We start from the raw sequence: 13,502 nt of genomic DNA, 5'->3' as shown, positions 1-13,502 counted from the left end.
CGGGGGTGTGTCATTCGCCCGGGGCCACCAGTCCCGATTCGTACGCGAAGACCACCGCCTGGGCGCGGTCGCGCAGGTCGAGTTTGGTGAGGACGCGGCTCACGTGCGTCTTCACCGTCTGCTCGGCGAGCACCAGCGTCGCCGCGATCTCCCCGTTCGACCGGCCGCGGGCCACCAGCGTGAGGACCTCGGTCTCGCGTTCGGTCAGGCCCTTGAGCCGCGACGCCGGCTTGCCCCGGGTCACGGGCCGCTGCCTGGCGAAGTCCGCGATGAGGCGGCGGGTCACGGAAGGGGCGAGCAGCGCGTCGCCCGAGGCCACGACGCGTACCGCCGCGATGAGGTCGGCCGGTGGCGCGTCCTTGAGCAGGAATCCGCTCGCGCCCGCCCGTAGCGCCTCGTAGACGTAGTCGTCGACGTCGAAGGTGGTGAGCATCAGGACGCGCGGCCGGTGCGTCACACCCGGCGGCGGCGTCAGGAGGCGGCGCGCGGCCTCCAGTCCGTCCATCTCGGGCATGCGGACGTCCATCAGCACGACGTCGGGATGGGTGCGCCGGCTCAGCTCGACACCCTGGGCGCCGTCGGGGGCCTCGCCCACCACGTCGATGTCGCTCTGGGCGGCCAGCAGCGCGGCGAAACCGGCTCGCACCATGGCCTGGTCGTCGACGACGATGACACGCGTGGTCACGTGGGGTCCTCTTCACTCAGTGGGAGTTGTGCGACGACCCGGAAGCCGCCGTCCGGCAGCGGCCCCGCGTCGAGGGTGCCGCCGGCGAGCCGTACCCGTTCACGCATGCCGACGAGACCGTGCCCGGTGCCGCCCGCCTCGAGCGGTGCGGCGGGCGGCTTCGGCGGCGGGCCGTTGACCACCAGGACGGTGAGCCGCGCGCCGTCCTGCGAAACGGGCTCCGCCACCGAGAGCGACACCTGCGTCCGCGCACCCGGTGCGTGCCGGACGACGTTCGCGAGAGCCTCCTGGACGATGCGGTACGCGGACAGGCCCACCGCCTCGGGCACGTCGGCGTCGCAGGGAGTGAACTCCACCGGTCCGCCGGCCCTCGCCGTCGCTTCCGCCAGCCGCGCGATCTGCGTCAGGCCCGGCTGGGGTGCCAGCTCGCCATGCGTCTCCTCGTTGCGCAGGACCCCCAGGAGCCTGCGCATCTCACCGAGCGACGCGCGGGCGGTCGCCGCGATGGACGTGAACTCCTCCCGCACCTTCGGCGGCAGCCGGTCGAGTCGGTACTCCGCGGTGTCCGCCTGCACCGTGATGACGGACATGTGGTGCGCCACCACGTCGTGCAGCTCGCGCGCGATCCGGGCCCGTTCCTCCAGCAGCGTCCGCCGGCCGCGCTCGGCCTCGCTGATCGTCTCCTGCTCGGCCAGCCTGCGCTGCACCTCGTGCCGCTCGCGCAGCGCACCGGCGACCACGAGGGTGATGCCGCTGAGCATGGTGAGTACCGTGCTGTTGCTGTTCGTGCCGTGGGGCACGACGAACTCCAGGCCGATGCCCGCGACCGCCGTCGCAAGCCACACCAGCAGCAGTGTCCGGCGCCGCTCGCGCAGGCCGAGCGCGAGGCAGAGGCCGACGTACCCGACGATCTCCATCGGCGGGAAAGGCCACAGGAGCCGTTCTTCGAAGTCGACGGCGCGCAGGGCGAGCGCTCCGGCCACGTCCGCGGCGAAGATCACGCACCAGGCCTGCAGCGGTCGGAGAACGGCGAGCAGCAGCGGCGCGCTCTGCGCGACCGCCAGGGCGCTCGCGACGCCCGCGTGCATTCCGTAGTCGACGCTGAGCACCCGGATGGTGGTGGGCAGCAGGGCGACGCACAGCACGAACGCCACTCCCCACGGCAGCAGCCGCACCCACCTGCGCGAAGCCCCCGCGAACAGCGCGCGGGGGCGTCCCTCCCTCACTGAGGTCATGAGCACCAGCCTATGTGCGACGGGACGGGGTCAGGACACGCGGACGGTGAGGCGGAATCGGCGCGGCCTCAGCCACCGGTCGCGGCGGCGGCGCATATCGTCGACGGCCGACGGTGGGCGGCTCCGCGCACCTTCCGCGTTTGCCGGCCGATCCCGCGGCGGCGTCGACCGGACAGACGTCGGCGCGCTCATCGTCCCCGGACGAGCCGCTGCCGCGCACAGGCAGTCACCGCCCCCCACGGTGCTGCCCGGCTGCTCGCCTCACCCCCGGTACTGTCGCTCCGGTGACGGCACGGGCGGAACGGCGTGGACGTGCCGGTCGTCGGTCCGGGCGCTGTGCCACTCGTGCCGATGGACAGGAGCGGACGGCCCGGACCTCGCGTCACCCGGCCGGACCACCCCTCGCCGGCCGGCCCGCGTGGCCCGCGCTCGACGTTCGTGGTCGCGTCGATCTGAGAAGGTTGTTGTACAGGCGTCTCAGGTGTTTGGCCGCGGGGCACCTCGCACCGTCCGCCTCGCACTGACGACAGGTCCGCAGGTGGTGTTCGTAGTCTTCGCGCGCCTGCTCGAGGCGGTCGTACGACGGATTCATTCGGCTTCCTGTTGGTCGTCCGGGTGTCAGGACCACGGACACATGGGGAGGGCGGGCTGCCTCAAGTAGTCGCGTGAGGTGCGGAGATCAACTCTGGTCTTGTTACTTGGAGTAAGCAAGCCGAGCCGGTCATTGTGCCCGCGGGGACCGGCCGCCGGTGCCCCTCTCCTGGACCGATCGCGCAGCAGGGGGTGGCGTGCGAGCCAGGGGCGTCATGTCGCCGTGTTACCCGAGACTCCCGAACGGCTCGTGCGGCGCTGCCGTTCGCGGTGTACCACGGGCCGCGTGCGTACGGGACAGCGGCGTACGCAGTTGCGAAGTGCGGGTGATCCCTGATCTCCTGACCTGCGACGTGGGACTGACTGTCATGTCGCGGTGAGCGTCGCGCAAAGGTGTCGGCAGGCACTGTGCACGCCATTTCCGCTGTGCAGCGGTCCAGCCATCCCCGACCGGCGACAGGACCTATGACAGACCGTGCTCATCCCGAGACAGCCGACGACGAGCAGCCTCCGGCGCGGGACGACCGCGCCTTCTTCGGGCAGCCGAAGGGCCTGCTCACGCTGTCCGCCCTGGAGGTCTGGGAGCGTTTCTCGTTCCTGGGCATGCAGGCGATCCTCGTCCTGTACTTCGCCGACTCGGTGGCGAACGAGGGCCTGGGCATGGACGCGGGCACCGCCGCCTCCGTGTCGGCCGCCTACGGCACCCTCGTCTACCTGGTCTCCGTCGCGGGCGGATGGCTCGCCGACCGCATCCTCGGCTCCTACCGGGCGGTCCTGTGGGGCGGCGTCCTCATCGCCCTCGGCCACTACTCCATGGCCGTCCCCACCGCCGCCATGACCTGGGTGGGTCTCGGCCTGATCAGCGCCGGTACCGGCCTGCTCAAACCCAATGTGGCCGCCATGGTCGGCAAGCTCTACCGCACCGACGACGACCGCCGCGACGCCGGCTTCGCCCTGTACTACATGGGCATCAACATCGGCGCTTTCGCCGGGCCGCTGATCACCGGCTGGCTCGGCGAGCACCAGGGCTGGCACTGGGGCTTCTCCGCGGCCGCCTTCGGGATGACGCTGGGGCTCGTCCAGTACATCGCCGGGCGGCGGCACCTCGCCGGCCGCAAGCACACCGCCGAGTTCGCACTGGCCCCGGCGGCCATGCGACGGGCCGTGTGGCTCATGGTCGCCGGAAGCCTGGCCTTCGCCGCGCTGTGCGGCGTGCTCGCGGGCGCCGGCTGGCTCACCATGGACCGGTTCGTGGACGTCCTCACGGTCGTCTCGGTGATCGCGCCGGCCGTCTACTTCTGGATCATGTTCACCAGCCCCCGGGTCACCACGGAGGAACGCGGGCGGCTGCGGCCCTACATCGTCCTCTTCCTCGCCTCGGTGGTCTTCAACTTCATCCTCTTCCAGGCGTACTCCACGATGATGCTGCTCGCCTCGACGAACGCCGACACCAGCATCCTCGGTTTCGACTTCCCCTCCAGCTGGTACGCCTCCGCGCTCGGCGCCTTCGAGGTGGCGCTGGCCCCCGTGGTCGCCGCCGTATGGGTGCGGATGGGCCGGCGCCAGCCGCACGCCTCGAACAAGATCGCGTTCGGGGTCATTCTCGGCGGTCTGTCGTTTCTGCTGATGGTGATTCCCACCGCGGGCCACGACGGGACCGACTACCGGATGGCCGCCTGGTGGATCGTCGGCTCCTACCTGCTGCTCGGCCTCGGCGACGTGCTCCTGGAGACCTCGGGTCTCTCGGCCAGCAGCAAGCTGGCGCCGAAGGCGTTCTCCAGCCAGACCATGGCCCTGTGGTTCCTCTCCCTGGCCCTCGCCAACGGCATCCAGGCCCAGGTGGTGAAGATCTACGACGACGTGTCCCACCCCATGTACTTCGGCGTCAACGGCGCCATCGCCGTAGTCCTCGGCCTGGTCGTCGTAGCCCTCGCGCCGTGGCTGCGGCGCACGATGCACCCCGTCCACTGAGCACCGGCCCGCCGGAAGGTACCGCCATGCGCATGCGCACAGACTTCCCGTACGAGACGACCCACGACGACATCCGCGTCCCGCTGCCGGACGGCACCCGGCTCTACGCGCGGATCTGGCGGCCGGTCACCGACGAGCCGGTCCCCGCCCTGCTGGAGTACCTGCCGTACCGGCTCAGCGACTGGACCGCGCCCCGCGACAGCCAGCGCCACCCCTGGTACGCGGGCCACGGCTACGCCTCCGTCCGCGTCGACGTGCGCGGGCACGGCAACAGCGAGGGGCTGCCGGGCGACGAGTACGACGCCACCGAGCTGGCCGACGGCGTCGCGGTCGTCGAGTGGCTGGCCGCGCAGCCCTGGTGCAACGGCAAGGTGGGCATGTTCGGCATCTCCTGGGGCGGCTTCAACTCGCTCCAGATCGCCGCGCTCGCCCCCGAACCGCTGAAGGCCGTCGTCACCGTCTGTTCGGCTGACGACCGGTACGACAACGACGTGCACTACATGGGCGGCTCGGTGCTCGGTGTCGACATGCACGCCTGGGCCGCCACCATGCTCGCGTTCGTCTGCCGTCCGCCGGACCCGGAATACGCCGGGCCGGAGTGGCGGGAGATGTGGCTGCGCCGGCTGGAGGCCGTCGACCCGTTCATCCACACCTGGCTCGCCCACCAGCTCCGCGACGACTACTGGAAGCACGGCAGCGTCTGCGAGGACTACTCCGCCGTCGACGCCGCCGTCCTCGCCGTGGGCGGCTGGCACGACCCGTACCGCGACACCGTGCTCCGGCTCGTGGAACACCTCCCGAACGAGCGGGTCCGGGGTCTGATCGGGCCCTGGTCCCACCAGTACCCGGACCGCGGACTGCCGCCGGGACCGCCGATCGGCTTCCTCCAGGAGACGCTGCGCTGGTGGGACCACCACCTGAAGGGCGAGGACACCGGCGTCATGGACGAACCGCTGCTCCGCTCCTGGATCAGCGAGTCCCACCCGCCGGCCACCGTCTACCCCGAACTGCCGGGCCGCTGGGCCGGCGACCCGGCCTGGCCGTCGCCGTACACCGCACCCACGACCCACGCCCTCGGGGGCGACCCGGTCGTCGTACGCTCCCCCCAGCACACCGGCGTCGACGCCGGACGGTTCTTCCCCTTCGGCAACGACGCCGACCTGCCGCCCGACCAGCGCGAGGAGGACGCCCGCTCGGCGTGCTTCGACTTTCCCGTCACCGACGGTCCCGTCGAGATCCTCGGACGTCCCGAGGTGACCCTGCGCCTTCGGATGGACGTACCGTACGGGCAGGCCGTCGCCCGGCTCTGCGACGTCGCGCCGGACGGATCCTCGACCCTGGTGACCCGCGGCGCCCTCAACCTCGCGGCGCGACAGGGCCGCGACCGCAACGTGCCCTGGCCTGCCGGGGCCACGGAGACGGTGACCTTCCAGCTCAACGGCATCGGCCACACCTTTCCGGCCGGACACCGCATCCGTCTCGCCGTCTCGTCCGCGTACTGGCCGTGGATCTGGCCGCAGGCGGGCTCCGACGGTTTCGTTCTGGAACCGGCCGGCTCCGCACTCGAACTGCCGGTTCGCGAAGCCGGTGAACACCCCGAGGACACCGGTGTCCGCTTCGAGCCTCCCGAGCAGTCCGAGCCGTTGCGCGTGACCGTGCCGGCGACCTCGCAGGAGGAACGCCCGGAGCGGCTCGTGGTGCGTGACGTGGCCAAGGGCGAGTGGCGGCTGGAGGTGGACCCGCGCTACGGCGGGACCCGCGTGTACCCGGACGGCCTGGAGTTCGCCGAGGACGCGCTGGAGACCTACACCATCCGGGAGGACGACCCGCTGTCGGCGCGGGCCCGGTCCGACTGGAGCGTCCGTCTGCGCCGCCCGGAGCGTGACTGGGACGTGCGGGTCGAGACCCGGTCGGAGATCACCTGCGACGCCGACGACTTCGTCACGTCGAACGAGGTGGTGTGCCGTGACGGCGAGGACGTCGTCTTCCACCGCACCTGGGAGAGGCGCATCCCCCGAGCCGCTCGCTGAGCGCGCCCTCGCGCCTCGCGGCCATGGGGCGCGGTACGGGCGTCCGTACCCGTGGGTGACCGGGCAGGACAGCGACGAGGGGGCTCACGCCTCGCCGCGTGCCCTCATCACCGTCCTGTTCAGCACCCACAGCCCGATTCCGATGGCCAGGAGGACCCCTGCCCGGATGTAGACGTGCGCGGGCCGGTCGGACAGGGGGCTGGCCAGGATCAGGGAGGTGACCGCGCCCAGTACCGGCAGAGCGGTGGGCGTACGGAAGTGCTTGTGTTCGACCCGGTCGCGGCGCAGGACCAGTACGGAGACGTTGACCACGGCGAAGACGCACAGGAGCAGGAAGGCCGTGGTGTCGCCGAGGCCCGCGATCTCCCCGGTCGAGACCAGGCCGATGGCGAGAAGCGAGACGAAGACGATGCCGACGACCGGGGTGCGGCGCCGGGGGAGGACACGGCCCAGCGCGCGCGGCAGGATGCGTTCGTTCGCCATGCCGTAGCAGAGCCGGGACGCCATCATGATGTTGATCAGTGCCGAGTTCGTGACCGCGAACAGGGCGATCAGCGCGAACAGCTTCGGCGGGAAGTCCAGTCCCCCGGCCTTGACGACCTCCAGCAGCGGGCCGCTGGAGCCCTCCAGTACGCGGTAGTCGACGAGCAGCGAGGAGACCAGGGCGACCAGGACGTAGATGGTCCCGGTGACGGCGACGCCGATGAAGATGGCGCGCGGGAACGTACGCACCGGGTCCTGGGTCTCCTCGGCCATGTTGACGGAGTCCTCGAAGCCCACGAAGGCGAAGAAGCCGAGGGCCGTCGCTCCCAGCACGCTGGTGAGCAGCGCGTAGCCGGTACCCCCTGCCTGGAACTCGCCGAGCCGGGAGGGGTCGCCGTCACCGGTGAGGACCGCCCAGGCGCCGACGGCGAGGATGACGAACAGGCCGGTCAGTTCGACCACGGTGAGGACCACGTTGGTCTTCACCGACTCGGACACGCCGCGCAGGTTGAGGGCCGCGAGGGCGAGAACGAACAGGATCGCGATGAGGGTGGGCGGGAAGAAGTCCGTGAACTCGGCGAGGTAGTCGCCGCTGAAGGCGCGCGCTGCCGCGCTCGCCGAGGACAGGCCCGAACACATGACCATGAAGGCGACGATGAAGGTGAGGAACGATACCTGGAACGCCTTCTGGGTGTACAGCGCGGCCCCGGCCGCCTTCGGGTACTTGCCGACGAGCTCGACGTACGAGGCCGCCGTCAGGATCGCCACGACGAACCCGATGACGAACGGCAGCCACAGCGCCCCGCCGACCTTGCCGGCGACCTGTCCGGTGGTCGCGTAGATGCCGGTACCGAGGATGTCGCCGATCACGAACAGGATGAGCAGCTTGGGGCCGATGACCCGCCGCAAAGGGGTGTCGTCCGCTCCCTCCGGCGAGGCAGTGGCGTCTCTTCCGCCTGTGGTCACGGAGACTCCCCCCTGTGGCGTTCGGTACGGAACAACGTCTCCCCTGCCCGCAGGGCCGGGGAGCCATGCCCGGGCCGGTGCATCCGGCGACCCCGCACCGGACCGCTGGGACGCGCACCCGGAATCGTCCTCCGAGGCGCCCTCTCGACCAGTGCGGCCTCGGGGCGTCTCGTCAGCCGTCGTAGAACCTCATGGCGTTCGTGCTCAGGACGGCTTCCACGAGCGTCTCGGACAGTCCGCTGTCGCGGACGTAGCCGACCGCTCTGGTGTACTTGTCGTCCTGGAAGTACGGATAGTCCGATCCCATCATGACCTTGCCCGGATCGACGGTTTCCATCGCGAGCCGCAGCGACGGACCGTGGAAGTTCGCGGAGTCGAACCACATGTTCCGCAACGCGGCGCGGGGGGATCGTTCGAACGTCCGCCAGTCCTCGTAGTTGTCCTCGATGCGCTGGGCGAGGAAGGGCAGGTCGCCGCCGAGGTGCGCCACGTGGAAGCGAATGCCGGGGAACCGGGCCGGAACGTCGGCCTTGAGCAGATGCAGTACCGCGAGCGCGTCCTCGAGGGGTGCCCCGTTGACCCATTGGAGTTGGTGGTCGTTGATGAGCGGGCAGTTCGCGCCGCCGCCGGTGGCGTGGAGGTAGACACGCGCTCCGCGCGCGTCGAGGGCGGCCCACAGGGGATCGAAAGTCCCGTCCGCGAGCGTCATGTCGCCTCGGACGACGGTGGGCAGCGCGACGCCGAGGAAGCCCAGCTCGTCCAGGCAGTACCGGGTCTGCGCGACGGACGCTTCCACGTGCGGCACCGGCAGACAGCCGTAGGCCCTGAACCGGTCGGAGTGGGCAGCGAGGACGGCCGCGTACTGGTCGTTGACCATCCTCGCGGCGCGGGCGGCGCTGCCGGCGTCGTCGACCATGGGTACCTGGGGCACCGCTGACAGGACCTGGACACCGACGCCGGCCGCGTCCATCTGCCGCAGTCGTGCTTCCAGCTCCTCCGGCTCGTCGCTCGCGCGGAGGTTCCGGGCGACCGCCACGGTGTCCGGGTCGGCTCCGATCGCCACGAGCCGGTCCAGGTACGTCGCGGGGTAGAGATGCGCGTGGGTGTCGACGACGGGCGTACCGCGCAGTGGATTCGCGACCATGACGCTTCTTTCCCAGGTCTCACTCAACGGGTGGCGGCCGGCGCGGCAGGTGCGTGCACCGGCGGCGCGCCATCATCACGATGGTGCACCGTCTCCGACGGAAGACGTGGTCCGCCGGGCCGGCCTCCCCCACATGCCCATAACTTCACCGTGAGCGACGAGCACCTGCGTTCGAACGCCCCCCGACCCGACGGGCCGCCAGAATCACGGGTCAGCGAAGCTTGACCGAGCCGCCGTCCGCCATGACGGTCTGCCCGGTCATGTACCGCGCGTCGTCGCCGGCGAGGAAGGCGACGATGGGAGCGACATCCCGGTCGGGGTCACCGAACCTGCCGAGGGGCACCATGGCCGCGGACTGGGCGTACTGCTCGGGACGGGCCTCGGCCCATTGGGCCACGCCGGCGGTCAGAGCCATCGGGCAGACCACGTTGACCCGGATGTTGTGCGGGGCCCACTCGTTGGCGGCCACGCGGCTCAGGCCGCGGATGGCCTCCTTCGCCGCCGCGTAGGAGGCCTGGTTCGGCTGGCCGTTCAGGCCCGCGCCGGAGCCGAAGTTGATGACGGAGGCGTTGCCGGTCTTCTTCAGCTCCGGCAGGGCGGCGAGCATGAAGTTGCGGGTGGCGTACAGACCGGTGTTCATCGCGAGGTCCCAGTCGTCGTCCGTCTGCTCCTCGAACGGCTTCTGCCGGGACACGCTCGCGTTGTTCACCAGCACGTCGAGGGAGCCGAAGTGCTCGACGGCGGCGGCCACGGCCGAGTCGGCGACCGCCCGGTCGGAGACGTCGCCCTTCAGGAAGACCACGGCGTCACCCAGTTCACGGCTCAGCGCCTCACCGGCCTCCTCCTGGAGGTCGACGACCACTACCCGGGCTCCGCGCGCGACGAAGGCCTTGGTGATGGCGCCGCCGATGCCCGAGGCGCCTCCGGTGACGATGGCCGACTTGCCCTGCAGGCTGGGAGAACTCATGAGGGAATTCCTTTCGTGTGGGCCTGCGACGCAGGCGGTCCCGCGCGGCGGGACGGCGAGGGTGAGCGACGGGAGCGGCGCCGAAAGGGCGACGAGGGAGCTCCTGAGCGGCCGAGCACCCGGACTCGTATGCATAATGCACTTGCTGTGCACCATACACAAGGCGAGCTCTCGCCGATGTGACGCCCCCCCGGCCGCCCCCGGCTCAGCCGGGGAGCTGCGCCCGCCGCCCGGGGGCCGCGGACGACTGCACGGTCATTCCCCCGTCGACGACCAGCAACTGCCCCGTGAGGTAGCGGGATTCGTCGGAGGCGAGGAACACCATGGTGTGGCCGATGTCCTCGGGCGAGCCGAGACGGGGCAGCGCGTTGCCCCGCTTGAGACCCTCGATGACGCCTCGCGGCAGGTTGTTCTCCAGTGCGGGGGTCATGACGGCCCCGGGGGCGACAGCGTTGCAGCGTACGCTCTGGGGCCCGTACTGGACGGCGACGGACTTGGTGATGCTGACCACCGCGGCCTTGACGGCACCGTAGGAGGTCTGCAGGACGTCACCGACCAGGGCGGCGACGGACGCGGTGTTGATGATCGATCCGCCCCCCGCGCGCAGCATGTGCGGGATCGCGTGCCGGGTACCCAGGAGGGTGCTGGTCACATTGCGGCCGACCGCCCTGTGGAACTCGTCCATGTCCAGGCGCAGCAGGTCCAGGTCGGTACGCGGATTCGTGCCACCCACGTGGTTACAGAGCACGTTCAGGGCGCCGAACTCCCGGACGGTCGCGTTGATCATGTCCGCGATCGAGCCCTCGTCGGTGACGTCGACCGTGACGGGCAGCGCCCGCCCGCCCGACCTCTCGATGAGCGCGGCGGACTCCTCGGCCGCCTCGGTGTCGTAGTCGGCGACCACGATCCGGGCACCTTCCGCTCCCATGAGCTGGGCCGCGGCACGGCCGATGCCGCTGCCCGCGCCGGTGATGACGGCGACCTTGTCCTTGAGACGTTCCATGGGAGTACTTCCTTCTTCGCAGTGTGGACGGTTCTGGTGGTCCAGCGGGAGGCGCCGGCCGACGAAGCGCTCTTTGACGGGGTGACGGCGATATGTATGCTACATACACAGTGCATCGTGCACAAAAAGCTGGGTCCGGGTGGAGTGCGAACATGAGCGCTGATGACGTGAACCATCGAGGAAGGACGGCCGAGCAGATGAAGGAGCCGGACGCGGAAGAGCGTCGCCTGGGCGATCTGGAACGTGAACTGACCCTGTTGTCACGGCATTTCATCGCCTCGCGCCGCCCGCGGATCGGTCAGGGTCTGGACCGTTCCGCGTATGTTCTGCTCACCCGGCTGGAGACGGGCGAGCCGCTCACGCTCAAGGAGCTGGCCCATACCTTCCAGGCTGACGTGTCCACCATCAACCGGCAGATCAGCGCCATGCTGCGTCAGGGCCTCGTGGAGCGCATCGCGGACCCCGCCGGAGGCGTCGCGCGCAGGATCCGGCCCACACCGACCGGCTTGGAGCGCCTGGAGGCGGACCGAGCCATCAGCCGCGCGGGAGCCGCCCGGCTGCTCGAAGCGGCGGAATGGGACGGCGAGCGGACACAGCGGTTCCTCACGCTACTGGTCGAGTTCAACCACGGCATCGAACGGCTCGAAGGCCAGAACGCTCGCGAACACCGGCCGGAAGACAACTGACGACTCGCGAGAGGCCCCTTCCCCGCCGGGCTGCCGCACCGGCTCGCCGCGGCGGGCGGCTGGGACAGGCCGCACGGGTGACCCGGGAGCGGCTGCGCGTCGCACAGCGCGTCCACGCCCGCCTCCGCGGCAAGGGCGTCGCGCCTCGACGGTGGCGAGCGCCCTGGGCGGGTGGCGGGCGTCGTTGACGCGGGTGGCGAAGAGGGCGACGCGTGTCAGGACTCCGTGCGGGCGGGGGTGAGCCTGGCGGCTGCCGCGTCCCAGGCCGCGCTGTCGCCACCTGGGGTGTAGCGCCTGAGGTGCTGGGTGGAGGCGACGAGCCGGCGCATCGCCGCCAGGTCGGCCACCAGCCCGGCGGCTCGGGCCTGGACGAGGATGTTGCCGAGGGCGGTGGCTTCGGTGGGCCCGGCGATGACGGGCAACCCGGTGGCGTCGGCGGTGAGTTGGCAGAGCAGGTCGTTGCGGGAGCCGCCGCCCACGAGGTGGATGTGGGTGATGTCGCGCCCGGCGAGTTCGGCCGCCTGCCGCAGGGTGCGGCGGTGGGCCAGCGCCAGGCTCTCCAGGACGCAGCGGACGACGGCCCCCTGGCTGACGGGGGCGGGCTGGTCCGTACGGCGGCAGTACGCGCGGATCCGTTCCGGCATGTCGCCCGGGGCGAGGAACGCGGGATCGTCCGGGTCGACGATCGCGCCGAACGCCCTGGACCGGGCGGCCTCCGCGAGGAGTACGGGAATGTGTGCGGGCAGCCCCCGCGCCTCCCAGGTCCGGCGGCACTCCTCCAGCAGCCACATGCCCATGATGTTGCGGAGGTAGCGGACGGTGCCGTCCACGCCGAGTTCGTTGGTGAAGTTCGCGGCCCGGCTGTCCTCGGTCAGTACCGGGGCGTCCAGTTCGAGGCCGGCCAGGGACCAGGTGCCGCACGAGATGTAGGCGAAGTGCGGTTCGGTGGCCGGGACGGCGGCGACGGCGGAGGCGGTGTCGTGCGAGGCGACGGTGACCACCGGGGTGCTCGCGTCGAGACCGGTGTGGGCGGCGACGTGCGGCAGGAGGGTTCCGGCCGGGTCGCCGGGGCGGCGCAGGGGCGGCAGCAGAGCCGGGTCGATGGGGAGCCGGTCGAGGAGTTCGCCGGACCAGGTGCCCGTGCGGACGTCGAAGAGGCCCGTGGTGGAGGCGTTGGTCGCCTCCGCCCCGATGGTTCCGGTCAGCCAGTGGACCAGCAGGTCCGGTATCAGCAGCAGGGTGCGGGCAGCGTCCAGCTGGCTGGTGCCGGCCGCCGAGGCGAGCTGGAAGACGGTGTTGAACGGCAGGTGCTGCAACCCGGTGATGCGGTACAGCTCCTCGGGACCGACGCGCGGCCAGACCCGCTGGGCGGCGTCGTCGGTGCGGCTGTCCCGGTAGTGGTACGGGGTGCCGAGGAGCAGGCCGTCGGCGTCGAGCAGCCCGTAGTCCACCGCCCACGTGTCCACGCCGATGGAGACGACCGAGCCGGACCGGGCGGCCTCCCGCAGTCCGTCGACGGTCCCCTGGAAGAGCGCGAGCAGGTTCCAGTGCAGTCCGTCGGGCAGGCGTACGGGAGTGTTGGGGAACCGGTGGGCCTCGGTCAGGTCGAGGTTGTCCGGCCCGACCCGGCCGAGGATCACCCGTCCGCTGGTGGCCCCGAGGTCGACCGCGGCGAACGCCGAGGGGAAGGCCGAGGAGGCCGGGGTGGTGGTCACGTGGTGTTACCTCCGCTGTGCGCGGC

10 protein-coding genes are annotated in these 13,502 nt (G+C 71.0%); 3 read left to right on the top strand and 7 right to left on the bottom strand.

Translation table 11 applies throughout. The features are described from left to right. Nucleotides 1-10: 10 nt before the first annotated feature. A complete protein-coding gene (locus ACH4NX_RS03090; RefSeq protein WP_351394028.1) occupies nt 11-685 on the bottom strand; it encodes a response regulator transcription factor in 675 nt (224 codons plus the stop codon). Next, nucleotides 682-1,920: a histidine kinase gene (locus tag ACH4NX_RS03085; protein WP_351394025.1), complete on the bottom strand. Its 1,239-nt coding sequence runs from the start codon at nt 1,918-1,920 to the stop codon at nt 682-684. The genes ACH4NX_RS03090 and ACH4NX_RS03085 overlap by 4 nt, the downstream gene beginning before the upstream one ends. 1,056 nt (nt 1,921-2,976) lie before the next feature. Between ACH4NX_RS03085 and ACH4NX_RS03080 the strand changes: the two genes are divergently transcribed. After that, nucleotides 2,977-4,482 carry a peptide MFS transporter gene (locus ACH4NX_RS03080; RefSeq protein ID WP_398127443.1) on the top strand — a complete coding sequence of 502 codons (1,506 nt, stop codon included), beginning with the start codon at nt 2,977-2,979 and terminating at the stop codon, nt 4,480-4,482. A gap of 26 nt (nt 4,483-4,508) precedes the next feature. Continuing rightward, a complete protein-coding gene (locus tag ACH4NX_RS03075) occupies nt 4,509-6,512 on the top strand; it encodes a CocE/NonD family hydrolase (protein ID WP_398127442.1) in 2,004 nt (667 codons plus the stop codon). 84 nt (nt 6,513-6,596) lie between these two features. Here the strand turns inward: ACH4NX_RS03075 and ACH4NX_RS03070 are convergent, their stop codons facing one another. From ACH4NX_RS03070 to ACH4NX_RS03055, 4 genes are all read right to left on the bottom strand, one after another. After that, entirely contained in the window at nt 6,597-7,961 is a 1,365-nt protein-coding gene (locus ACH4NX_RS03070) for an APC family permease (RefSeq protein ID WP_398127441.1), read from the bottom strand. Between the two features lie 172 nt (nt 7,962-8,133). After that, nucleotides 8,134-9,105, bottom strand: coding sequence for an amidohydrolase family protein (locus ACH4NX_RS03065; RefSeq protein ID WP_351394014.1), 972 nt, complete (start codon nt 9,103-9,105; stop codon nt 8,134-8,136). Between the two features lie 211 nt (nt 9,106-9,316). Beyond that, a complete protein-coding gene (locus ACH4NX_RS03060) occupies nt 9,317-10,072 on the bottom strand; it encodes an SDR family oxidoreductase (protein ID WP_351394011.1) in 756 nt (251 codons plus the stop codon). A gap of 205 nt (nt 10,073-10,277) precedes the next feature. Beyond that, on the bottom strand, nt 10,278-11,075 hold the full coding sequence (locus tag ACH4NX_RS03055) for an SDR family NAD(P)-dependent oxidoreductase (RefSeq protein ID WP_398127440.1): 798 nt from the start codon (nt 11,073-11,075) through the stop codon (nt 10,278-10,280). Nucleotides 11,076-11,227: 152 nt separating this feature from the next. Here ACH4NX_RS03055 and ACH4NX_RS03050 point away from each other — a divergent pair, with 152 nt between their 5' ends. Continuing rightward, a complete protein-coding gene (locus tag ACH4NX_RS03050; protein ID WP_398127439.1) occupies nt 11,228-11,761 on the top strand; it encodes a MarR family winged helix-turn-helix transcriptional regulator in 534 nt (177 codons plus the stop codon). Between the two features lie 215 nt (nt 11,762-11,976). Here the strand turns inward: ACH4NX_RS03050 and ACH4NX_RS03045 are convergent, their stop codons facing one another. Next, nucleotides 11,977-13,476 carry an FGGY-family carbohydrate kinase gene (locus ACH4NX_RS03045; RefSeq protein ID WP_351394005.1) on the bottom strand — a complete coding sequence of 500 codons (1,500 nt, stop codon included), beginning with the start codon at nt 13,474-13,476 and terminating at the stop codon, nt 11,977-11,979. Nucleotides 13,477-13,502 lie beyond the last annotated feature (26 nt).

Source organism: Streptomyces sp. NPDC017225, assembly GCF_044331465.1.
Classification (GTDB): domain Bacteria; phylum Actinomycetota; class Actinomycetes; order Streptomycetales; family Streptomycetaceae; genus Streptomyces.
Note: the sequence above shows the minus strand (reverse complement) of the source record. Positions and strands in the feature narration are given on the sequence as shown.